The following is a 23235-nucleotide window of genomic DNA, read 5'->3' as shown; positions in this document are numbered from 1 at the left end:
TTCATGCGCGATACGATTGCCACTTACTTTCAGCACTTACAAGATACGATTTGTCAAGCCCTCGAAACCGCCGACGGCTTGGGGAAATTCAAAGAAGATAAATGGGAACACCACAGCGGCGGTGGCGGCCGCTCACGGGTGCTCGAAAATGGAAACATCATCGAAAAAGGAGGGGTTAACTTTTCGGCCGTGCAAGGCCAAACTTCCGAAGCACTTATGCGTCAGATGAACCTGACCGAGCAGGCCGACTACTTTGCCACGGGCGTTTCGATTGTGATGCACCCAAACAGTCCGAAAGTGCCGATTATTCACATGAACGTGCGCTATTTTGAAATGTTAAACGGGGTGAGTTGGTTTGGCGGGGGTATTGACCTGACGCCGCATTACGTGGTGGAAGAAGATGCCCGTTGGTTTCACCAACAATTGAAAGCCACTTGCGATAAACACGACCCTGAGTATTATCCCCGATTTAAAAAATGGGCGGATGATTATTTCTACATTCCCCACCGTCAGGAAACGCGTGGCGTGGGAGGTATCTTTTTTGATTATCAGAAGTCAGAAGACAAAGAGAGCCTCTTTCGTTTTGTGCAGGCCGTAGGAGAAACCTTTGCTCCGACCTATACGCACCTGATGTTAAAAAATAAAGACATTCCTTTTACCGAAGCCGAAAAAGAATGGCAGTTGGTGCGTCGGGGAAGATATGCCGAATTTAATCTGGCATGGGACCGAGGTACAAAATTTGGACTCGAAACGGGCGGCCGTACGGAATCTATTTTGATGAGTTTGCCGCCCTTGGCGCGTTGGATTTACGATTATCACCCACTGCCAGACACGCCCGAGGGGCAAACAATTTTATTGCTTAAAAAGGGGATTGAGTGGGTCTAAATTCAAATTTTAACGCCTTTTTTTTGTATATTTACGTTTTAAATTTTTGTGATTTGCGGGCAATTCCGTGGGGAGAGCGGAAACTAAGAAGCCATTTTTTGCAAAACCGAAAACCCCGAATCACGCAGTAAAAGACAATGAGCGAAATCAACGAAACCTTACCTGAAGACAAACGCCCTAAGAAAGATGCCCTCCATACTCAGTCGGATGTGGGGGATATGTACCAAAATTGGTTTTTGGATTATGCCTCCTACGTAATTCTGGAGCGCGCAGTGCCCGCGATTGAAGACGGCCTTAAACCGGTTCAGCGGAGAATTTTGCACGCTTTGCGTGAAATGGACGACGGGCGCTTTAACAAAGTGGCCAACGTCATCGGAGCCACCATGCAATACCACCCACACGGCGATGCCTCCATCAACGAGGCTATCGTGAACATGGGTCAAAAAGAATTGATTTTTGACACGCAGGGAAACTGGGGGGATATTCGTACGGGCGACAGTGCCGCCGCCCCTCGTTACATTGAAGTAAGGCTTTCGAAGTTTGGTAACGATGTTATATTTAACGATGACACGACCGAATGGCAGTTGAGTTACGACGGTCGTAAGCGCGAACCCGTTACGCTACCCGTTAAGTTTCCGTTGCTTTTGGCAACGGGGGTGGAAGGAATCGCGGTAGGGCTTTCGACCAAGATTTTACCGCACAACTTTATTGAATTGGTAGAAGCGTCGATTGCGTTGCTCAAGGGCCAGCCGTTTCAGCTGTACCCTGATTTTCCAACGGGTGGGCAAATTGACATTACGAATTACAACGACGGCTTGCGCGGCGGTAAAGTTCGGGTGCGGGCCAAGATTGAAGAGCTGGATAAGAAAACGCTCATTATTCGCGAAATTCCGTTTAGTACGACCACGACCTCCATCAAGGACTCCATCATTAAAGCCAATGATGAAGGGAAGATAAAGATACGGAAAGTAGAAGATTTGACCTCGAAAGACGTTGAAGTACTGGTGCATTTGGCCCCCAACGTCTCGCCCGATATTACCATTGATGCCCTGTATGCATTTACGGAGTGTGAAGTGAGTATTTCACCCAACGCCTGTATCATTATCGCAGATCGGCCGCATTTTGTGACGGTATCCGAAATATTAAGTGTTTGTAATGACCAGACCGTAAACTTACTCAAAAGGGAGCTGGAAATCAGGCGCTTTGAGTTGAAAGAAAAGCTACTTTACAGTTCGCTTGAGAAAATTTTCATTGAAAACCGAATTTATCGTGACATTGAAGAATGTGAGACTTTTGAGGCCGTTATTCAAACCATCGACGCTGGCCTGACGCCTTTTAAAGCCGATTTTTACCGTGAAATAACCGAAGAAGATATTTTACGCCTGACGGAACTGCGCATCAAGCGAATTTCGAAATATGATGGCTTCAAAGCAGAGGAAGCCATGCGGAAGCTGGAAGATGAACTGAATGAAGTAGAGGATAATCTGGCTAATTTGACGCGTTTTGCCATTGCTTATTACAAAGACTTACTGAAGAAACACAGCAAAAATCGCCAACGTCGTACCGAAATCCGTTCGTTCAATACCATTGCCGCTACCGTTGTGGCGGCGGCCAACCAAAAGTTGTACGTAAACCGCGAAGAAGGGTTTGTGGGCTATGGCTTGAAGAAAGACGAGTACGTAATGGATTGCTCCGACATCGACGACGTGATTATCTTCCGTCGCGATGGAAAATACAAGGTCGTACGCATAACGGAGAAAGTGTTTGTTGGAAAAGACATTATCTACGTGGCGGTGTTCAAGAAAAATGACGAGCGCAAAGTATACAATGTCACTTATTTGGACGGCAAATCGGGGGCCAGCTACGCCAAACGTTTTGTAGTGACGGGAATCACCCGCGACAAAGAATATGACGTGACCCTCGGAACGCCTAAATCCAAGATTACGTATTTTACGGCCAATGACAACGGCGAAGCAGAGGTGATTACGGTCAGCCTGACGGCGCAGAGTACGGCGCGTATCAAACTTTTTGATTTTAATTTTTCCCAACTGGCGATTAAAAACCGCTCGGCCATGGGAAATGTGTTGACAAAGTACCCCGTTCGTAAAATAGTCTTTAAATCAGCGGGGGCTTCAACCCTCGGTGGCGTTGATTTATGGTACGACAGCGTGTTGGGACGCCTGAACCGCGACGACCGAGGGCGGTATTTGGGAAATTTTGACAACGGAGATTTGATTTTGGTTTTATACAAAGAAGGGACGTACGAATTGACGACCTACGACCTGACCAACCGGTACGAACCCAAAGACATTCTCCAAATTGAGAAGTTTTTGCCCGACCGTCCCATCACGGCGGTTTATTTTGAAGCAACCCAAAAAAGCTATTTTGCCAAAAGGTTTAAAATTGAAACGAGTACCGTTGACAAGAAGTTTTCTTTTATTGGAGATACCAAGGGCTCGAAGCTGATTTTTGTGTCGCTCGATGCCCATCCGCGGATGGAATTGCTGATTGAAAAAAGCAAAACCGAAACCCAAAAGGAGATTGTGGTACTCGATGCCTTTGTGGACGTGAGGGGTTGGAAAGCACTGGGCAACAAAGTGTCGGGCTTAAAAGTAAAAGAAATAAAACAGATCGACTCGTTGCCCGAAGTTGAAAAAGCAACCAATAATACGATTTTAGAACCTAAGAATGAGCTTGAAGAAGAAACTGATGCCCCTGATGAGGCATCTTCGACTGACGAAAATGGACAGTTAGGTTTATTTTAACCAATCAAATGAAAGAAGGATTGCTGCATATTAACGCGATACGACGCTCCAAAAAGCTGCAAGTCTCCCTGGTGAAACAACTCATTAAGGGGGGCTTCTGGAGCGTGTTTTCTGTCGTTGTGTTAGTATTGTTATGCAATTGGATTGTGGTTGATACGACGCGTTCGAAAGTCTTTTTTGATATAAATACCCTCCCTTCCAACGATGTAGGTTTGGTGCTCGGAACGAGCAAGTACGTAGCGCGTGGCAAAGAAAATCTCTTTTTTCGGTATCGCATGGAGGCTTCTGCGCGGTTATTTAAAGAGGGGAAAGTAAAATACCTGATTTTGAGTGGCAACAAAGAGGCCGAAACCTACGACGAGCCCAAAGCCATGAAACAGGCTTTGACCAAACTTGGGGTGCCCGAAGATGCCATGCTGTTGGATACGGCTGGGTATCGTACTTACGATTCGGTGGTTCGTTGTCGAGAAATTTATGGACAAGAACGCGTAACGGTTATTTCGCAAAACTTCCACAATGCCCGTGCTCTTTACCTCGCCGATCATGAAGGATTGAATGCCGTCGGATTTGCCGCGCAGGATGTCCCCAATGGCTATTCGATTAAGACCTTAATCCGTGAATACCTGGCGCGTCCTAAAGCCATGTTGGACGTGTACATTTTGAAACCAGAAGCAGGGGTCAGAGAAGGGGCTTCCCAAAAAGAATGAATGGCTATTCGTTTTTGAAGTTGAATGGATAAATACCAAAAAGCGCGAAAAGGGAAATCCCTCTTCGCGCTTTTCTTTTTTAGCAATAAGTCCTTAGATGGAAAGTTTCTTCATCCATTCGGCATCTACTTTCATGCTTTCGATGGATGAAACGGGATATTCTTCCTGCTCTACGATATAATACTTGATACCTGCTTTTTTGGCGGCTTTGAGGATGGTTGGATAATCGACGGAGCCTTTGCCGAAATCTTTTTGAACTACTTTTCCGCCTTCTTTCACCATGTCTTTGATGTGAACGAGTTCATAGCGATTTGCATACTTATTGAGGTGAGCAACGGCATCTTGGCCCGAAGCGATAACCCAGCACAAATCCAACTCAAACATCACTTTTTTAGGATCGGTGTTGGCGAGTAAAACTTCGTGAGGAATTTGTCCTTCGAGGGGTTTAAACGAATAATCGTGGTTGTGGTAGCCAAATTTCATGCCTGCTTTGGTGACTTTTTCGCCTACTTCGTTGAATAAGTCGGCTTTTTTCTTCCAAGCATCGATGGTTTTTTGCGCACCGATATACGGGCAAAGCATGTATTTGAGTCCCGCCTCGGCACCCCGCTCAATATTTTTGTCCAAATCTTTGTTGATGTCAAAGTGAGTACTGATCATTTTGACCCCCAAGTCGCCCAAATAGGTTTTGCACTCCGATGGACTCATGCCCCACAAGAAATCAGGGCCTCCGTAGCTTTCAAATTGTGTGTAACCCAGTTCGGCAAGTTTTTTCATTGTCCCTTTCGGGTCTTTTGGCATCAGGTCGCGAACGCTGTATAGTTGAACCCCAAAGTTTTTAAGTTTTTTAGCTTCGGCAAAAAGGCTTGGTGCCAATACCAAACCAGTACCCAAAACGGCAGATTGTTTAATAAAATCCCGACGATTCATGAAATTAATATGGTTAGTTGTTTCCAAGATAAAAACGAAAAGCCCTCTTTCTACTTGTTTTGGGGGACGTATATTTATGCAAAATGATGCAGTAAGATGCTTTAATTATTCTTATATCCCCCATCTTTGCGTAAAATTCTCCGTAATGATAGGCGAATGTAGCTTTCATCCGTGGGTGTACATTAAATTAAATCAATGACTTTTCCGCAAATAGTTCTCAAATCAAACCGTGACGAAGCCGTTCGTCGTTTTCATCCGTGGGTATTTTCAGGGGCCATTGGCTCAATGAAAGGCCAACCAGCCGACGGCGACATCGTAGAAGTAGTAGATAATCGCAATAAATATTTAGCCACGGGCCATTACCACAATGGCAATATTGCGGTAAAGATTTTCAGTTATGAAAAAATAGTGCCTGATGTGGCTTTCTGGAAGCAAAAACTCCAAAATGCTTTAACCGTACGGAAAGTTATTTTTGCGAATCAACCCGACAATCTAACCAATTGCTACCGGTTAATCCACGGCGAAGGGGATGGGCTTCCGGGTTTAATTATTGATTATTATGATGGTGTTTTGGTGATACAAGCCCATTCCATTGGAATGTATCGCGTGCTGGAAGATATTTCGTTGGCGTTACAGGAGGTTTATGGCGGCGACTTAAAAGCCATTTATCACAAAAGTGCGGATACTTTGCCCGAAAATTTTGCCAAAAACGTGCAAAATGGCTATTTGTACGGCAACTGTGCCGTGCCTCATCCCGTCAAAGAAAATGGACATACATTTTTGATTGATTGGGAAACGGGTCAAAAAACGGGCTTCTTCTTAGATCAGCGCAACAACCGTGATTTGTTGGCGTATTATGCCAAAGGCAAAAAAGTCCTTAATGCGTTCTGTTATTCGGGAGGTTTTTCGATTTATGCGCTGGCGGCTGGTGCCGAAAGGGTGGATTCTGTGGATGTTTCTAAAAAAGCCATTGACCTGACCAATCAAAACGTACAAGCCAATTTTGGCGATATTGCTACGCATCAATCGTATGCGGAAGATGTCATGGCATTTTTAAAACAAACTTCCGATACCTACGATGTAATGGTGCTCGACCCTCCCGCTTTTGCCAAAAGTATGGCCGCTCGTCACCGGGCTGTTCAGGGATATAAACGACTGAACGCCGACGGCATCCGACATTTAAAATCGAACGGGATTTTGTTTACTTTTTCGTGCTCTCAGGTCGTTGACCGCGAGTTGTTTTATAATACCATTGTCGCTGCCGCGATTGAAGCCGGTCGCCAAGTAAGGGTATTGCATCAAATCACGCAACCACCCGATCACCCAGTCAATTTGTTTCATCCTGAAGGCAGTTATCTGAAAGGGTTGGTGCTTTGGGTAGAATAACATAAAAAAACAGGGGCAAGTAACTTTGCCCCTGTTAACCTTCAACTATCCAACCTCTATGGTAACTATCTCAATAGTTTACCACCCTCTTACTGGATAGCTGAATACTATTTACCTACAATTTGTCCCTTCAATCCACCTAATACCCCTAAAAGCTCTCCTTTTTCGGTGGCGGGTACTTTAAATTTGTCTAGTGCAAGTACCAAGTCATTGACCAATGAATTGAATTCAGTTTCTGTAATGTTCATGCCTGCATGAGCAGTCACCATGTCTTTGCCTTTGTACATTTGAGGCCCACCGCTGGCTTGGCCAATTTGGTCGATTAAGTTGTTACGAAGCGCAGTTACCCGGGCTGTATTTCCTTTGGCAACATCATCCAACAATGGTTTGAAGGTGCGTACCATGTTGGGGTCAGCGGCTACGTTTGCAATAAATTGGTCAACCACTGCTGAGATGGCGGTTACTCCGCCCAAACGGTCATACAACGAAGGTGCTGGTGTTTCTTCCTCTTTTTTACAACCGCTCAAAACTGAAATAAGGGCGAAAGATAGGACAAGAATTCTCTTTTTCATGTGTGTGTAATTGATTTAATTGATATATAAAATAGATTAAAATTGCTCTTTATGTTCAAAGTAGGAGTGTGTTGCAGTTCAAGGGATTATTTTAGCGGAAGCAAAGCGCGTATTTTACTTTTTCAAACGCCATTATGTATTCTTGTGGAACAGGGCATTGGGGACTTGGCGGCCCATCGGTCTTAAACACCGCCGCCTGTACTGGCCGACCTGTGATATTGCCCACCAATTTGCGAAGTGAACCTTCCGAAGTTTGGTCTGGGTCGAAGGTGATGCTGACCAATTCACTCACTGGATTTGCTCCGCAGGCGGTTACCCCGTCATGTAGTGACACTTTTTCTTTCACTGAATTTACCTGCTCAGGGCTCGTCAGTCCGTCTACCTTAAAAATGGTCATGCTGATAGGCTTAACGTAGGAGTGCATAGGGGCAGGTTCAAGATTTGCATATACCACAAAGGCCAAAAAGAGCCCCAGGAGAGTATATCCAATCCGTTTGGTTGCTTTTATGAATGTGTTTTCCATAATTGAAGTTGGTTTTGCTTCTACTTACGGGAAAAGGATTTACAATAGATTTAGATAGTTCTTATTTTTTTTTGATATTGCAATCATTAAAAAAAGTAAAACCTAAGTCCATTTTCGCAAGTTGAGTGTGTATACTCGAAATATTAATAAGGTCTTAACCGTACTATATGGGATTAAAATTGCCTAAATACGATGAAGGCGAACTCGTTGAAATGCTTCGACAACAAGATCGAAAAGCATTCAGCTACCTCTATGATAACTATTCCGACGCTTTGTACGGGGTAGTACTCAAAGTAGTTCGCTCAGAAGAAACGGCGCAGGATTTGCTTCAGGAAATCTTCGTTAAAATCTGGAAGAATATTGCTCAATACGATGTAGGTAAGGGGAGGTTGTTTACGTGGATGCTCAACATTGCACGCAATACGTCCATTGATTATCTACGGGTAAATCGGCCGGAAATCCAAGACATTGAATCCGCCGTATATTGGGTTGAAGAGCATCAGGAGATTTATAACGAACTGGATGCCAAAGAACTGAGGGAGGTGGTCTCTCAGCTCAAACCGGAGCAGCAAACGCTGATTGAAATGGTATATTGGGGAGGTTATACCCACGAAGAAACGGCGCAGCGGCTAGAGATGCCGCTTGGTACCGTCAAAACCCGTGTGAGAAGCGCCCTTAGGGATTTAAGAAAATATTTTGGTACATGATTGACATAAAAGCATATATCGAATCGGGGATTTTGGAGGACTACCTTTCTGGGAATGTAACAGACCAGGAACGGCGGGAAGTAGATTGTCTTTCAAAAATATATCCTGAAATTAAAACTGAGTTGAATCAACTCAGTGAAGCCGTCGAACGTTACGCATTTGCTCACCGGGTGGCGCCGCCTGCTGGGCTTAAAGATAAAATAATGGCGCAATTAGAATTTGCCGACGATGTTAAGGAGGTTTCAGTGAATGACTTTCCTGCTAATAAAGCCACTGAAGAAGAGGCTGATGAAACACCTGTTTATAAACTTGATTCGCGCCAACCGTCGTTTCAGTGGGGATGGGTAGCGGCGGCGTCAATTGCGGCACTAATTGGCTCGGCGGTTTATTTCAACGCTCGTTTGGATACCCTCAATACTTCTTTGGCGCAGCAAAACGTTGAACTGAGTCAAAAAAATGAGCTGATTGCGAATCTAAATAACGCCGATAATCAGTTTGTTACCTTGAAGGGGGTTGATAAGTCGCCCAATAGTGCGGTACGGGTGGTTTGGAATCCTAAAACGCAAGAGGTTCAGTTGAATGTTCTTTCACTGCCCGCTCCAGCGGCAGGAAAGCAATACCAGCTTTGGGGTCTTGTAGGCGGAAAACCCGTTGATTTGGGGGTTTTTGACGTCAATGGCGTGATGCAAAAAATGAAAAATGCACCGCAGGCCGAAGCATTTGCCGTGACGCTCGAAAAGAGTGGTGGAAGTCCAACCCCTACTTTATCTGAAATGTATGTGATGGGCAAAGTATCAAGTTGATTACTTGCTCATCATTAAGCCATAAAAAAAGGCTGCTTTTTCAAGCAGCCTTTTTTTATGGCTTAATGTTACTTCTGGATGTTGGCATCGATTACCAGTTCCTTTTCCCAAATAGCCTGATTTTCTTTTACAAACGCTTGGTATTTAGGGTGGTTCTGAAAAGTCGTGATGTCATCTTCCGTCCTGAATGTTAAATAATGCATGGCGTCATATTCTGACTTGCCAACGACACTAAGTGTTTTTCCACCGCTGTATGCAACCATCTGAGGAATTTCACGTCTCAACTGAGCAAACTGATTCATGTGGCGTTCTACGTCAGTAGCGGGAGTGCCCGGTTTGAATTTGATGCAAACGATTTTTTGGATTTCTGCTTTTTGGCTGGGAGTGTAGGCTCCGTAAATGATGAGCATAAAAACGCAAAGTCCAACGATCGGTTTAAAGTATCCTATTATTTTCTTCTTATCCATGGTAAGTGACTAATTAAAAGAGTGCTGTTGACTTAAATATCTGATTTTTGAATACGATGCAAAATTAACGAATGTTGTTTTAAAATTGTATATTTTTTATAAAAAATTGTAATAATTCTGTTAAAATGTAATTTTGCCAAATCAAATTATGAGACTATTTCCAACCGCAAAACAAGCTTAGGAGGCCCCTTTGGCATAGTATTGTACTTTCTGTTTGTGTTTTAGCCATTTTTGCTGAGGGTTAGGGATTTAGAAGAACTAATTTTTTCACTTTTAACAATTTCAAACACTTTTAAACGCCATTTTAAATGTTACCAAAGCCTATTTTGCAAAATTTCAGATTTACGACGTACAGAATAATATTTTGTGTAAGTGAGGTGTTTAAACATAAAAAATGGGCCGTTAAATCAATTTTTATCTTTTTGTTGCTGATAAGTACCCCCTTTCTAGCCTATAATTCGTCGATTGTTTGGGGTTTTTGGGCGCATCAGCGCATCAATCGCTTGGCTGTGTTTTCGCTTCCGCCCGAAATGCTGGTTTTTTTTAAGAAACACCTTGATTATCTAACCGAAAACGCCGTTAACCCCGATAAGCGACGTTATGCCGTTGTGGGAGAAGCGCCAAGACACTACATAGATGCCGAAGCCTATGGCGATAGTGCTTTGTACAAGTTGCCGTTGTACTGGAATGAGGCCGTAAAAAAGTACGGCGAAGATACATTGGCGTTAAATGGCACCGTTCCCTGGGCGATTCAACAATACAAATCACAATTGACGGAAGCCTTTCGACAAAGAAATCCTCGACGTATTTTACGCGTTGCCGCAGATTTAGGTCATTACATTGCCGATGCCAACGTTCCATTGCACACCACCCGAAACTACAACGGACAACTAACGGGTCAGGAAGGAATCCATGCGTTTTGGGAAACCCGGTTACCTGAGTTGTACGCCGAAGAATACGACATGTTTTTAGGGGCGGCGGAATACGAACAAAAAACGGCCTTGCGCGCTTGGCAAGCGGTTAGACAGGCCAATGCCGCCTTGGATAGTGTTTTACAGTTTGAAAAAAATGCATCATTGCAGATGAAACCCGAACTGAAATATGCGTTAGAAGATCGCAATGGCGTGGTCATTAAAACCTATTCGCGCGAGTTCGCCAAGAAATACCATCAAATGCTTGACCGACAGGTTGAGCGACAGATGCGTGCTTCCGTAAAAATGGTGAGTGATTTCTGGTTTACTTGCTGGGTAGATGCCGGTCAACCCGATTTGGGGCCTTTGGCATCTTTTGAATGGGATAAGGCCGAAAAAGAGCAGGAGGAAAAAGAAAAGCAAAATTGGTTTCAAAGACTTTTTAAGGTGAGGCCTGAAAATGATAACTAAACAACCTGATTATATTCACGATAGCTCGGGCTTTTACCATAAAATTATCATCACCTTACGCCTGTCACATGGAGCAATTTGCCCGCGAAAACTTAGCCGAGTGGAAACGTATTTTGGCCTATTGGGAAAAATATTCGCCTGATTATCAGCGCGGAGGCTTTCATGGTCAGGTAAATTATGACAATCAGCCAGTTTTGGATGCTCCGCGCTCGATTATTCTGGTCAGTCGTATCTTGTGGACCTTTTCGTTGGCGTATCGGCATTTTCACCGTAAGCGCTATTTGGTCCTTGCCGACCGAGCGTACCATTATTTATACAACCATTTTAGAGATGCCAAAAATGGTGGCATGTATTGGTCGGTCACGGCGGCGGGGGCTCCACTCGAAACCCGAAAACAACTCTACGGCCACGCTTTTGCGATTTATGGATTGAGTGAATACTATGCCGCTTCAAAATTTACCCCTGCGTTGGATTTTGCGCAAGAGCTATTTAAAACCGTAGATAAGCACGGACATGATGCCGACAAGGGCGGTTATTTCGAAGCGTTTGGGCCAAGTTGGGAACTTGTTGATGATTTAATTTTAAGCAAAATGCCCTGGAATAAGTCTCAAAATACCCATTTACACATCATCGAGGCTTTTACCAATTTATACCGCGTTTGGCCCGATGCTACGCTTCGTCAGCGCGTTGTGCATTTGACAGACGCTTTTATGGAGAAATTGGTCAGTCAGAAAACGTATCGTTTACGTTTGTTTTTTGACCAAAACTGGAACCCCAAGGACGAAACAATTTCGTACGGCCATGACATTGAAGCTTCTTGGCTGTTGTGGGAAACGGCCGAAGTGTTGAACGACCACGAACGGAGCGAAAAAGTGAAACAATTGTGCATCAAAATGGCCGAAGCCGCCTGTACTGGGTTGGGAGCAGATGGTGCGTTGGATTATGAATTTGACCCCGCCACCAATCACCGCAACCACGAACGCAGTTGGTGGGTATTGGCCGAACAAATGGTAGGATTTTACAATGCGTATCAGCTGACAGGTGAGGAGCATTATAAAGATAAGTCGCTCAAAAGCTGGGAGTTTATCAAAAAATACGTGCTAGATACCCAGAAAGGAGATTGGTTTGGAACCGTTAAACCCGACTTGACACCCGTTCGAAACGCAAAGATAAGTTTTTGGAAATGCCCCTATCACAACAGCAGGGCGTGTTATGAAATTGTCAGACGATTGGGAAAATAGACAGGCAGGAGAAAATCATCCTCCTGCTTGCCGATAATCAATTATTTATTTTCCTGCAACACAAGGACATCATGTCCAACGGCGCGTTTACCATCTTTTTCATCAAGCGTAAATTGCACCCGATCACCAATCACGAGGTCATTAAAATCATAATCCCGAAGGCTGGTATAATGAAAAAAGACATTGTTGGGGGGATACTTTATAAATCCAAAGCCTTCTTTGAGGGATAAAATAAAACTTTCTTTGCGTTCTTCATCGTTGAGCAGCGCAGTGTTTGACTCTTCAATGGTATTTTCGGAGGGTTCTTCCCCTTGTTTTGTAAATACTTTGCCTTTATTACGTGGAACAAACAGGTTGCTGTTGAAGGTTTCACCACGACTGTTAATAATGTCTTGCATGGCTACTGGATAGGTTACTTCTGCCAACAAATCCTGAGAAGTACGCGTATAAAAACGACTACCCTCTTCATCGGTATATTCAAAATCCCAGCCCAAGACCATTACCCGCGTACCAAGGGTGTTCAGTTTTCTCACCAAGGGGACATAATCGCCGTCTGCCGCGATAAGTACCAATACATCGAACCGTTTGTAGAAAGCCATTTCAAATGCTTCCAGCGCCAGCCAAACGTCAATACCCTTTTCGTGTTTTTTGCCCAGAGTACTCCTTACCGGTAAATAATGGGTTGTAACCCCTTCCGACATTAGGATGTCGTCAAAGACCCGTTCGTAGTAGAGCAAATCGCCGCGTTGACTAGCTTCCCCTGCCGTAAGTCGCCCTCTGAAATAATGAGCATCCACTATTTGGCAGAGGCGTGGCTCATTTTTCTCCACTTCTGCTACCTTCTGTCGTATAAAATCATGCAAGCCATTGATGCTGATTCGACTGCGGCGTTCGTGCGTGTAGTTATAGTAATTGCTGACGTGCAAGAAATAATTACCATCATAAAATACACCGATACGAGTTAAACTGTTCGGATTTCTGTGATTCATAGGTTCAAATAAAATTTAGGTAGGGTAGGGATGCTATATGAGTATTATTGGTGTTATATGTTATTTCTTTATGCATTTATTTAATTAATTCAGAATGGGTTAACTATACAATAAACTTTATACTATGGAGAAAGGCGTTCAATTTTCCACGCATCATCGGCGTCGATTCGGTAACGAATGCGGTCGTGTAAGCGACTGGGACGGCCTTGCCAGAATTCAATTTCTTTGGGGATAACCCGGTAGCCTCCCCAATGGAGTGGTCTAGGTACAACTTGATCCGAAAATTTTTGTTCCAATAGGGATAATTTTTTTGTTAAAACATCCCGATTCTCAATGACTTCACTTTGTTCAGATACCCAGGCCCCCAATTGACTGTTTCGAGGACGAATGCTGAAATAAGCGTCGGATTCAGCGTCAGAGACTTTTTGTACATCCCCAAAAATGCGAACCTGACGTTCCAATTCTGCCCACCAGAAGGTAAGCGCCGCCACGGGGTGGATGGTCAAATCTATCCCTTTGTGACTGTTATAATTAGTATAAAACACAAATCCCGTCGAATCTACCTCTTTGAGTAGTACTACGCGGCTATGCGGGTAGCCATCACCGCCGAGTGTGCTGAGAATCATTGCATTTGGTTCGATTACCTCGGCTGATTGGGCCTCTTCAAACCATTTTTCAAACTGAAGGAAGGGATTTGCTAAAACATCCTCTTCGGTTAATCCGTTTAGACTATAATCTTTTCGTAGATCAGCCAGTTTTTTACCTGCCATTTTGGGTTAATTTAGATTTAAAATTGAAAAACCGGTTTTGAAACATCGAAAAACGGTCATTATTATTATTTTTGCAAATCTAAGCGATGACTACCACATTTACGATGATTAACGACGGAGCAGAATTAAGCGAAAGCGAACAACTCACTCAGCAGAGTGTTGCAGCCATGGAAGAACTTGACGTGGTTGAAGAACAGTCAGTTGATTATACTCAACTTGATAAGAAGGGGTTTGTGAATTTATTAGAAAATCAACTGGTAATTGCCAAAAGTGAGGGGGCCAAACCCGCTGATTTTAAGCGAACAGACGAAATTCTCAAAGAAGTAAAAGTTTTCTTCGACCAAATCAAAAAAACAGAACGTGATGAGGCCGAACAACACTATATAGCTGAAACAGGCTCAGATGAGGGTTTTGAGTTCAAACCAGATGATTTAAGTCAGCGTTTTGATTCCCTATACCGCCAAATTAAGGACGTTAAGAATCATTACTTTCAGGATTTAGAGAAATCGAAAGATAAAAACTTTACGGTTAAGACTCAACTCCTCCAACGCCTGCGTGAATTGGTTGATGCCGATGAGGCAAACTCCATGAATCCCGCAACGAGTTGGCAAGAATTTAAGAAAATTCAAGATGAGTGGAAATCGGCAGGAAACATTGCGTCTCCCCACAACAGCACGCTTTGGGCCACATTCCACGCGTTGATTGATCGATATTACAGCAACCGCAATATTTATTTTGAACTAAAAGAACTTGATCGCAAGAAAAACTTGCAGCTCAAGGGCGAATTAGTTGAAAAAGTAGAAGCGCTTGCCAAAAGTTTGGAAGGTAAAGCCCTTAGTCGGGGTGTGTTGGAAGAAGCAAACGCGCATTTTGAAGAATACAAACACATCGGGCCAGGACCCAAAGCGGAGCAAGAGTTGCTTTGGCAACGTATGAAGTCAGCGTTGGATGTCTTATACGATGCGCGTCGTGCCCAAACGGAAGATCAGAAACAGTTGCTCTCCCAAAATTACGAAATCAAATCCAAGATATACGAGGCATTGGTTCCGTTTACGGCATTTACTTCCAGCAGCATTAATGAGTGGAACGAAAAGACCAAAGAAGTGGTAGCACTTCAAGAGCAATGGGTCAATGCCAAAGGACAGATGTTGCGTGACGAAGGTCGTGAGTTGAGCAAAAAGTTTTGGGCAACCCTCAAAACGTTTTTTCACAACAAAGGGGAGTTCTTCCGTCAATTGGAAGCCAAGCGCGAACAAAACCTGAAACTGAAAACAGAACTTTGCGAAGCAGTTGAAGGGATTTTGGCAGCAGGTGAAGACTCCTCTTCCAATACCGATAAAGTGATTGCGCTTCAAAAACAATGGAAGCAGATTGGGCAAGTTCCTGAGAAATTTAAAGATTCTATTTTTGACCGATTCAAGAAAGCCTGTGATGCCTATTTTGACCGTAAGCGGGCTAAGAATTCTGAAGTAGAGAAAGAGTTTGTTGAAAACCTCACCAAAAAACAAGCCCTTTGTGAAAAAATAGAATCAGGTGCAAAAGCTGGCGAAGCAAGCTTAAGTGATTTGAATGCATTCAAGTCAGAATGGGCGGGCATTGGATTTGTGCCAAAGAAAGATATGCAGGCCATCAACAAGCGCTATATTGACGCGGTCAATGCGTACGTGAGTGCTATCGGGAAACTCTCTTCTAAAGAGCGTGAGCAGGTTATCCTTGAGAATGAAGTGTCGATGGTGGCTGATGGCGAATCATCACGCAGTCTCCAACGTAAAGAAATGGACATCCGCCGCCGGATGACCCAAATTGAAAACGATTTGACGATTTGGCAAAATAACATCGAATTCTTTGGCCGTTCTAAAAATGGCGAAAAAGTTCGTGCTGAGTTCGTAAAAAAAATCGAAGTTGCCCAAAAGCAACTGGCTGATTTTAAGCATCAATTGAAAATTATTCGCGAAGCTTTGTAAAAAAAAGCAAACTAAATTTGTGTAAAGTAGTAGAAAATACTACTTTTGCACCACGAAATATGAATGTCTTTAACGCTTACCATTTGAATCATTAAAGATATATTATTCGTGAATATTGCCTCCATAGCTCAGCTGATAGAGCAACTGACTTGTAATCAGTAGGTCGCTGGTTTGATCCCGGCTGGGGGCTCCAAAGTGTTACTATTTACACTCTAAACAAATAGAAAAAGCCTCCATAGCTCAGCTGATAGAGCAACTGACTTGTAATCAGTAGGTCGCTGGTTTGATCCCGGCTGGGGGCTCTAAGCCGATACGAGAGTATCGGCTTTTTTTATTGCCCATTTCAGGCGGTAAATGCCCATCGGATTTTGAAACTGCCCATTTTTGTAAACGCCTTTCTAATAACTTTTTTGTACTTTCACTTTTGAAAAAGAAGGTGACCCATTTTAAAACATTGCTTTAAAATGAATAAAAGGCTGTCCATTTTGTTGGTATTGATGTGTGGTTTAGGGGTTGGAGGATGTTGGTATCGTCAATGTCCAATCAAAGGCTGCAAAGTGCGTCATGAGCATAGTCATGGCAGGAGTATTGTGCGTGGGAGAGGCACTTTTCCCAAGCCCCATTTCTTTGGAAAGCCGAGGACTGCGGCCGAAAAAAGAGAGCAAGCAAACGAAAGACGGCGTAAGAGGAGCTAGTTTTGCCATTATAAAGTATTTGGTGTATTTTTGTACAAAAGCATTTAATTTTTGTTTATGTCAGAAAACACCGGTAATATTATTCCTATTAACATTGAGGATGAGATGCGTACGGCTTACATTGATTATTCAATGTCGGTCATTATTTCTCGTGCACTCCCTGATGCCCGCGATGGATTAAAGCCTGTTCACCGTCGGGTGCTTTATACAATGTTTGAATCGGGCTTTTTGCACAATCGCCCCTATAAAAAATCGGCCCGTACCGTCGGTGACGTGATGGCCAAGTATCACCCCCACGGCGACGCTTCAATCTACGATACCATGGTGCGTATGGCGCAACCTTGGTCACTTCGTTACATGCTGGTTGATGGTCAGGGAAACTTTGGTTCCTTGGACGGCGATTCGCCCGCTGCCATGCGTTATACAGAATCAAGGTTGAAACGAATTGCCGAAGAGATGTTGCAAGACATCAATAAAGAGACCGTTAACTTTCAGCCTAACTACGATGACTCAGATGAAGAGCCGACCGTATTGCCCGCCAAATTGCCCAACCTACTTTTAAACGGTTCTTCGGGTATTGCCGTAGGTATGGCCACCAATATGGCCCCTCACAACCTTACGGAGGTCATTGATGGGACCATTGCTTACATTGATAACAATTCTATCACTGTTCAGGAATTGATACAATACGTCAAAGCCCCTGACTTTCCTACGGGAGCTATTATCTATGGCTATCAGGGAGTTAGGTCTGCTTATGAGACAGGAAGAGGTCGGGTTGTGATGCGTGCGGTGGCTACTTTTGAGCAAACAAAGACAGGACGTGAGCAAATTGTGATTACGGAGATTCCGTACATGATCAATAAGGCAGACATGATCAAACGGATTGCCGATATGGTCAATGACAAACGTTTGGATGGGATTTCTGCCATCCGCGATGAGTCAGACCGTGACGGGATTCGCATTGTGTTTGAGTTGAAAAAAGATAGTATTCCCAATATTGTTTTAAATCACCTTTATAAGTTTACCCCCCTTCAATCATCATTTAGTATCAATAACGTTGCCTTGGTAAAAGGCCGCCCTGCGTTGTTGAACCTGAAAGATTTGATAAAGTATTACGTGGAGCACCGGGTGGAAGTGATCACCCGCCGTACCCAGTACGACCTTCGGGAAGCGGAAAAACGGGCCCATATATTACAAGGATTATTGATTGCTCTCGATAACCTAGATGCGGTTATTAAATTGATTCGTAGCGCCCGTGACCCCGAAACCGCCCGGAATGGTCTGATTGAACAGTTCAGTTTGAGTGAGCCTCAAGCCCGGGCTATTCTGGAGATGCGTCTACAACGCCTTACGGGAATGGAGCGCGACAAAATCATCGCCGAATTCGAGGAATTGATGAAGCTCATTGCTGATTTACAGGATATTTTAGCCAACGAAGTTCGTAAGTTCCAGATCATAAAAGACGAGCTTACTGATTTGAGAGCTCGCTACGGTGATGCCCGTCGCTCAAAAATTGAGTACGCCGCCGAAGAGTTTGCGGATGAAGACATGATTGCGGATGAAGAAATGTTGATTACCATTTCGCATCAAGGATACGTAAAACGTACCCCAATCGGCGAGTACCGTACGCAGGGCAGGGGAGGAGTTGGCTCAAGAGGGGTTACTACCAAAGATGATGACTTTACAGAGCATTTGTTCTCAGCAACTATGCTCAACTATCTGCTGATTTTTACAGAATTTGGCAAGTTGTTCTGGCTCAAAGTATACGAAATCCCTGAAGGTTCAAAAACGGCTAAAGGTCGACCCATTCAAAACCTCATCAACATTGAGTCGGGTGATAAAGTAAGAGCCGTCATCAATGTTCGTACTTTAAGTGATGCTGATTATATCAACAATAATTACATCATCATGTGTACTGAAGACGGGACCATCAAAAAGACATTGTTGGAAGCCTATTCGCGGCCACGTGCCAACGGTATTGCGGCCATTACAATCAATGAAGGTGACCGTTTATTGGATGTGGCACTGACCAATGGAGATAACCACATTATCATTGCTTCAAAGGAAGGAAAGGCTGTTCGATTCCATGAGAGCCGAGTTCGTCCAATGGGCCGTACTGCAGCTGGTGTGAAGGGAATCGAATTGGGTGGTGAAGGAACCACAAATAAAGCGATTGGAATGCTGTGTGTCAGTAATTTGGAAAAACAACTTATGGTTGTATCGGAAAATGGATACGGTAAACGATCACAGATTGAAGATTACCGTGAGACCAACCGAGGTGCTAAAGGTGTAACAACGCTGAATATCACGGAAAAAGTCGGAAGTCTGGTGGCAATCAAAGAAGTCTCGGATAGTGATGATTTGATGATTATCAATAAATCAGGAATCGCAATTCGTATGTCAGTCACTGAAATACGCGTTGCGGGCCGAAACACCCAGGGAGTCCGGTTGATTAAATTAAACGAGGGCGACGAGATTTCATCCGTTACCCGCATAGAATCAGAAGAAGCGGTTATTGATGGAAGTGAAGAGGGAGGTGCTGCTGCCCCCGAACCACCAATCGAGGCCTAGATTGGATGATATATTTGTGATAAGAAAGTAGATTTTAGGGTATAATTTTGTTATTTATCCAACAATCTGCTTTCTTATCCTTTTTTTTAAATTTATTCAATCAACAATAAGTCAATTTTTATCCCGTTTTTTGCTCAAATTTTAAACTTAATAACTTACCTCAAAATGAAAAAGTTGATCGTAACATCTGCTTTTAGTTTTTTTGCTATTTCTGCCTTTTCTCAGGTAGACAAATTACTACTGGAACAGAAAAAGAAAGAAAAAGAAAAAAGCGACAAAGCTATCACAGACCCCAAAGCAGGTGCAAAATCGAGCACTTGGCTAGATCGGGGCAAATTGTATGATGAAATCGCCCGTCTCTATACTGAAATGGATTCAAGTGCTGCTTTAGTGGCTTATGAGTCATTTAAAAAAGCAGTAGAAGTAGATGCCGCAAAACCAGGTAAGGTGACAAAAGAAGCTCAAAAGTTTCTGACAGGAGGAACCGATGATAGTGGCGTGAACTTGGGAACGTCACTTGTAAAACAAGGTGCTGAGAAATTCCAAACCAAAAAGTACGATGAGGCAATTAAATTTTTTAACATTGCCCAAGAGGTAAATCCGAAGGATACGCTGGCACCTTTATACGGAGCTTACAGTGCCATGCAGAGTCAGAAAAATGACATTGCTGCGACTATGATGGAGCAATACATTGAAAAAGGAGGGAAGGACGCTGGGAACTTCGCTTTATTAGCCCAATTGTATCGTATCGAAAAGAAGAACGATAAAGCACTCGCAATCTTGGATAAAGGAATGGAAATATTGCCTGCAAGCAAAACTTCGTTCAAAGCCGAGCGCGTGAATGTGCTTTTAGACACACAACGTTTAGAAGAAGCCAAAGTTGGTCTGAATGAATTGATTGACTTAGATCCCAAAAACGCGCAATATGCACTTAACCTGGGTATTTTGAACGACAATGAAGTACAACAGATTACGGCAGAAATCAGAAAATTAGCCGAAACATCTAAAAAAACAAGTGGGGTGGATCGGAAAATAAAAGAAGCTGAAGAGACTGATAAAGTTTTTGCAGACGAAGTAAAAAGAATTTCTGGACTGATTGCAAAACAACCCAAAAATGCTGATTTGAAACGTCAGAAAGCAGAGGTTGAAGCAAAGCAGAAGGAAAACAAAGTTGCCTTAGAAGAAGCAAAAGCAGAGTTGGTTAAGACAAAAGAAGAAATTGCCAAACTAGGAGATCCTTCAGCAAAAATTGCAGAACTTAATGCAAAACTCACAAAGGCACGTGAAGGGGCAAAATCTGCTTATGACAGAGCACTCAAGGCAGATCCCAACAATTACGATGCACTGTTTAACATGGGTGTATTTTATTTCAACGAAGCAGTTGAAATGAAAAGAGAAGTAGATGCCATGGACATGAAGGATTATAATGCAAAAGGTAAAGACCTTGAACCTAAGGTTTGCGGAAAATTCAAACAATCACATCCTTATTTTACAAAGGCTAAGGCGATTAAAGAAGAAGAAGCCGTTGTTGAAACACTGAAACAATTGGATGTCATTTTGAAAGAATTTGAAGGAAAGAAAATTGTTTGTGAAGAAACAAAATAATAAAATAAGGAGTGGGTTCAACTCACTCCTTATTTTTGAATGTTTTATTTAACATAATGTAAATTATAATACACATATTTTACTTTAAAAGAACATACTTTAGGTATATTTGGTACAATTTTTGATGGAATTTAAGTTGTTATTTTTATATATAAATGCCCGTTTGTGTTAAATTATCCTACCTATGAAAAATGAATTTTTTACTTCTAAAAAAGTGCCAAAGATTAAAAACCGTCGTCAACAACTGCCTATGCCCAATGACATTCATGAATATTTAATGAATGCAGACGAAATGGAAACGGAAACGGCGATTGAGAATTCGCAAGAAGAATTGATTATAGGCCAAAACAGCAATGTGCGTCATCTATGTGGCAAATATGAAAGATATTCGCTCTGTGAGGACCAAAAACGCCTTGTAAAAGATATTGTGACCATTTATGCAGATGGAAAAGTGATTGTACGATCAATGGAAGGAATTCAGAAAGGTGTTGCGTCGTATTTTATGAATTCAATCTTAGCCATCAATTTAAATACGCTAAATGATAAAGACGCAATTAGTACTCATTTATTGATGTATGTCGGACGATTTGAATACAAAGATATTGAGTGCCTACATGCGGTTTGTTCTACGATCAATAGCCACAACATACCCCTTTCCCGTCATGAAGTCTTAATTCCGACGAAAACACTCGGCATTCTATCCGAAATTATTCAGATAGAATCTCAAGCATTTTACAAATTGAATTATAAATATCCTCAATTGCTAAAATCTCTCCAGGCGCGTCCGTTGCTTACCTCCAATCGAATTTCATGGTAATTTCACCCTTTTACTACGTGTTTTTTTAAAAAGCTGATTACCAGATGTTTACATATTCACGTGAAACGTTGTGAAAATTTCGTGAAACAAAATATGTTATTGTATTAACAGACAGTCATTTGTGCTGGTAAAAACGTTTCACGCTCAGTGTTTTTATGTTTAGTATTCCTGTTTTCGGGAATACTTCTTCAGGTATTCGAGGCGCAATCATGAAAGTTTGGGTGAGGCCAAAAAAATAGTTGTTTTGCGGTGTACAAATTTTAAAATCCACCGCCAGAATTACCATGCCAGCAATTGTCAAGGGAAACCCGTTGCGTCTGAGATCGATGTTCTGCAGAAAAATCCCAACAGTATCCGTAGTAAAGTTTAGGAGGAAATAATCGCACGATTTCACGTCGTAAAATTAGCATAGTATACATGTAAATTTAAGACCTCCCCTCTTCGCTCACTGACCAGACCTACACTTAATGGGGTTCATTAAGTGTGGCACTTTGCAGATTTATTGTCCTAGAAATTGATTGAACTTAGAATTTGGATCTACGGGTATAACCTGAGAACTGCCATCGTCATAAACAATGGTTATAAGTACCGCACGACGAGGTTTTATCAATTCAAGAGAATGTGAATGATTTGCGTTTATTTCGGGCTTGCTTTGAGCGTTTCGAGAATCAGCTGAGGTCGATATCTTGGTCACGTGGTTTCTTTCACGTAAATCTGGCGTCGTTACATTACTGACTTTTGCACCTCCATATCCCTGATTCTCAATTAATTGTGTGATAATCTGGGCCTCTTCTGGGGATTGAGTTCGAAACCATTCTAAGTTGTATTTTTCATTCCAAGCCACAATTTTCTCTAAAATGTCATGACTTGGCCGATTACGATAAGCCAAAATGTGTGAAATGGTTGAACGTTGTACTTTTATTGCATCCGCAAATTGAGAAGCATTCATATTGTTTTGATGTAGAATGACCCTAATCTTATTGTTCTTCAGGTAGCGGACATCTGTAAAATCTGAAAATGTAGCCATGTTGTAAACATTGAAAGTTATTTTACAAAGGTACTATTGTTTACACAAATAACAAATGTTTACATGGTAAAAATTGTGTGTTTACAAATATGCTGATTGTATACGTGTGTAAATTATAATTTGTTTACAATAGTATACTTTGTGTAAATTTGTGTAAATAGTTTATGTTGTTGATAATCAACTAGTTATGTCATTTTTAATGAAGTTTTTGGAATAATAGCTGCCTCTATTTAAGAAGTAAATTGAATAATGTAATTTTTGTAAATAATTGCATTATTATTTGGAGTTTACAATATCTTTTTATTACATTTGTATAAGTCAAACAGAGAAGCACAATATTTGGTCAGATAGTGCGGATGGTTGTGAAGAAGGAAGCCGATTTGCTCGAAGATTTGTGGTTTGCTTAAGTCGGGTTTTTCCGATAAGACA

20 protein-coding genes and 2 tRNA genes are annotated in these 23235 nt (G+C 42.5%); 14 read left to right on the top strand and 8 right to left on the bottom strand.

The genetic code is table 11. The features are described from left to right. The first annotated feature begins 3 nt into the window (after nucleotides 1-3). From hemF to NCI00_RS07200, 3 genes are all read left to right on the top strand, one after another. Nucleotides 4-885, top strand: coding sequence for an oxygen-dependent coproporphyrinogen oxidase (hemF, locus tag NCI00_RS07210; protein WP_253526306.1), 882 nt, complete (start codon nucleotides 4-6; stop codon nucleotides 883-885). Nucleotides 886-1022: 137 nt separating this feature from the next. Then, nucleotides 1023-3650: a DNA gyrase/topoisomerase IV subunit A gene (locus NCI00_RS07205; RefSeq protein WP_256498208.1), complete on the top strand. Its 2628-nt coding sequence runs from the start codon at nucleotides 1023-1025 to the stop codon at nucleotides 3648-3650. A gap of 8 nt (nucleotides 3651-3658) precedes the next feature. Further along, nucleotides 3659-4357 (top strand): SanA/YdcF family protein, encoded by a 699-nt coding sequence (locus NCI00_RS07200; RefSeq protein ID WP_253526304.1) that lies wholly within the window; start codon nucleotides 3659-3661, stop codon nucleotides 4355-4357. A 93-nt stretch (nucleotides 4358-4450) separates the two neighbouring features. Here NCI00_RS07200 and NCI00_RS07195 read toward each other — a convergent pair whose 3' ends face one another. Next, the gene (locus tag NCI00_RS07195) at nucleotides 4451-5287 is read right to left on the bottom strand and encodes a sugar phosphate isomerase/epimerase family protein (RefSeq protein ID WP_114463615.1); all 837 of its coding nucleotides are present in this window, start codon (nucleotides 5285-5287) and stop codon (nucleotides 4451-4453) included. 195 nt (nucleotides 5288-5482) lie between these two features. Between NCI00_RS07195 and NCI00_RS07190 the strand changes: the two genes are divergently transcribed. After that, nucleotides 5483-6673: a class I SAM-dependent rRNA methyltransferase gene (locus NCI00_RS07190; RefSeq protein WP_253526302.1), complete on the top strand. Its 1191-nt coding sequence runs from the start codon at nucleotides 5483-5485 to the stop codon at nucleotides 6671-6673. A gap of 107 nt (nucleotides 6674-6780) precedes the next feature. Here NCI00_RS07190 and NCI00_RS07185 read toward each other — a convergent pair whose 3' ends face one another. Together NCI00_RS07185 and NCI00_RS07180 are read right to left on the bottom strand one after the other, a co-directional pair. Then, nucleotides 6781-7245, bottom strand: coding sequence for a group I truncated hemoglobin (locus NCI00_RS07185; protein ID WP_114065655.1), 465 nt, complete (start codon nucleotides 7243-7245; stop codon nucleotides 6781-6783). A gap of 91 nt (nucleotides 7246-7336) precedes the next feature. Beyond that, nucleotides 7337-7768 carry a heavy-metal-associated domain-containing protein gene (locus tag NCI00_RS07180; protein ID WP_114463612.1) on the bottom strand — a complete coding sequence of 144 codons (432 nt, stop codon included), beginning with the start codon at nucleotides 7766-7768 and terminating at the stop codon, nucleotides 7337-7339. Nucleotides 7769-7935: 167 nt separating this feature from the next. Here NCI00_RS07180 and NCI00_RS07175 point away from each other — a divergent pair, with 167 nt between their 5' ends. Next, complete coding sequence (locus NCI00_RS07175; RefSeq protein WP_114065657.1) at nucleotides 7936-8475, top strand: RNA polymerase sigma factor; 540 nt, start codon at nucleotides 7936-7938, stop codon at nucleotides 8473-8475. Next, entirely contained in the window at nucleotides 8472-9278 is an 807-nt protein-coding gene (locus tag NCI00_RS07170) for an anti-sigma factor (protein ID WP_253526299.1), read from the top strand. Before NCI00_RS07175 ends, NCI00_RS07170 begins: the two co-directional genes overlap by 4 nt. A gap of 68 nt (nucleotides 9279-9346) precedes the next feature. Here the strand turns inward: NCI00_RS07170 and NCI00_RS07165 are convergent, their stop codons facing one another. Further along, nucleotides 9347-9745 carry a Dabb family protein gene (locus NCI00_RS07165; RefSeq protein WP_253526298.1) on the bottom strand — a complete coding sequence of 133 codons (399 nt, stop codon included), beginning with the start codon at nucleotides 9743-9745 and terminating at the stop codon, nucleotides 9347-9349. Between the two features lie 425 nt (nucleotides 9746-10170). Here NCI00_RS07165 and NCI00_RS07160 point away from each other — a divergent pair, with 425 nt between their 5' ends. Together NCI00_RS07160 and NCI00_RS07155 are read left to right on the top strand one after the other, a co-directional pair. Further along, nucleotides 10171-11127 carry a zinc dependent phospholipase C family protein gene (locus tag NCI00_RS07160; RefSeq protein ID WP_253526295.1) on the top strand — a complete coding sequence of 319 codons (957 nt, stop codon included), beginning with the start codon at nucleotides 10171-10173 and terminating at the stop codon, nucleotides 11125-11127. A 68-nt stretch (nucleotides 11128-11195) separates the two neighbouring features. Next, nucleotides 11196-12368, top strand: coding sequence for an AGE family epimerase/isomerase (locus NCI00_RS07155; protein WP_253526292.1), 1173 nt, complete (start codon nucleotides 11196-11198; stop codon nucleotides 12366-12368). Between the two features lie 41 nt (nucleotides 12369-12409). Here NCI00_RS07155 and NCI00_RS07150 read toward each other — a convergent pair whose 3' ends face one another. Next, nucleotides 12410-13357: an NYN domain-containing protein gene (locus tag NCI00_RS07150; RefSeq protein WP_253526289.1), complete on the bottom strand. Its 948-nt coding sequence runs from the start codon at nucleotides 13355-13357 to the stop codon at nucleotides 12410-12412. A gap of 122 nt (nucleotides 13358-13479) precedes the next feature. Further along, a complete protein-coding gene (gene pdxH, locus NCI00_RS07145; protein ID WP_253526286.1) occupies nucleotides 13480-14127 on the bottom strand; it encodes a pyridoxamine 5'-phosphate oxidase in 648 nt (215 codons plus the stop codon). Nucleotides 14128-14213: 86 nt separating this feature from the next. Here pdxH and NCI00_RS07140 point away from each other — a divergent pair, with 86 nt between their 5' ends. The 3 genes from NCI00_RS07140 to NCI00_RS07130 all read left to right on the top strand — a co-directional run bounded on the left by NCI00_RS07140 (nucleotide 14214) and on the right by NCI00_RS07130 (nucleotide 16393). After that, on the top strand, nucleotides 14214-16091 hold the full coding sequence (locus NCI00_RS07140) for a DUF349 domain-containing protein (protein ID WP_253526285.1): 1878 nt from the start codon (nucleotides 14214-14216) through the stop codon (nucleotides 16089-16091). A gap of 117 nt (nucleotides 16092-16208) precedes the next feature. Then, nucleotides 16209-16284 (top strand) — tRNA-Thr (locus NCI00_RS07135). A 36-nt stretch (nucleotides 16285-16320) separates the two neighbouring features. Next, a tRNA-Thr gene (locus NCI00_RS07130) sits at nucleotides 16321-16393 on the top strand. Nucleotides 16394-16597: 204 nt separating this feature from the next. On the opposite strand, the gene NCI00_RS07125 is transcribed toward NCI00_RS07130, so the two are convergent. Continuing rightward, nucleotides 16598-16795 carry a hypothetical protein gene (locus tag NCI00_RS07125; protein WP_253526284.1) on the bottom strand — a complete coding sequence of 66 codons (198 nt, stop codon included), beginning with the start codon at nucleotides 16793-16795 and terminating at the stop codon, nucleotides 16598-16600. Nucleotides 16796-16843: 48 nt separating this feature from the next. Between NCI00_RS07125 and gyrA the strand changes: the two genes are divergently transcribed. The 3 genes from gyrA to NCI00_RS07110 all read left to right on the top strand — a co-directional run bounded on the left by gyrA (nucleotide 16844) and on the right by NCI00_RS07110 (nucleotide 21779). Next, complete coding sequence (gene gyrA, locus NCI00_RS07120) at nucleotides 16844-19357, top strand: DNA gyrase subunit A (RefSeq protein WP_253526283.1); 2514 nt, start codon at nucleotides 16844-16846, stop codon at nucleotides 19355-19357. A 165-nt stretch (nucleotides 19358-19522) separates the two neighbouring features. Continuing rightward, nucleotides 19523-20962 carry a tetratricopeptide repeat protein gene (locus tag NCI00_RS07115; protein WP_253526282.1) on the top strand — a complete coding sequence of 480 codons (1440 nt, stop codon included), beginning with the start codon at nucleotides 19523-19525 and terminating at the stop codon, nucleotides 20960-20962. Nucleotides 20963-21146: 184 nt separating this feature from the next. After that, nucleotides 21147-21779, top strand: coding sequence for a hypothetical protein (locus tag NCI00_RS07110; protein WP_253526281.1), 633 nt, complete (start codon nucleotides 21147-21149; stop codon nucleotides 21777-21779). Nucleotides 21780-22278: 499 nt separating this feature from the next. Here the strand turns inward: NCI00_RS07110 and NCI00_RS07105 are convergent, their stop codons facing one another. Then, nucleotides 22279-22806: a helix-turn-helix transcriptional regulator gene (locus NCI00_RS07105; protein ID WP_253526280.1), complete on the bottom strand. Its 528-nt coding sequence runs from the start codon at nucleotides 22804-22806 to the stop codon at nucleotides 22279-22281. Between the last annotated feature and the right edge of the window lie 429 nt (nucleotides 22807-23235).

Source organism: Runella salmonicolor (assembly GCF_024158025.1).
GTDB lineage: Bacteria > Bacteroidota > Bacteroidia > Cytophagales > Spirosomataceae > Runella > Runella salmonicolor.
This window is presented reverse-complemented; position numbering and strand designations above follow the sequence as displayed.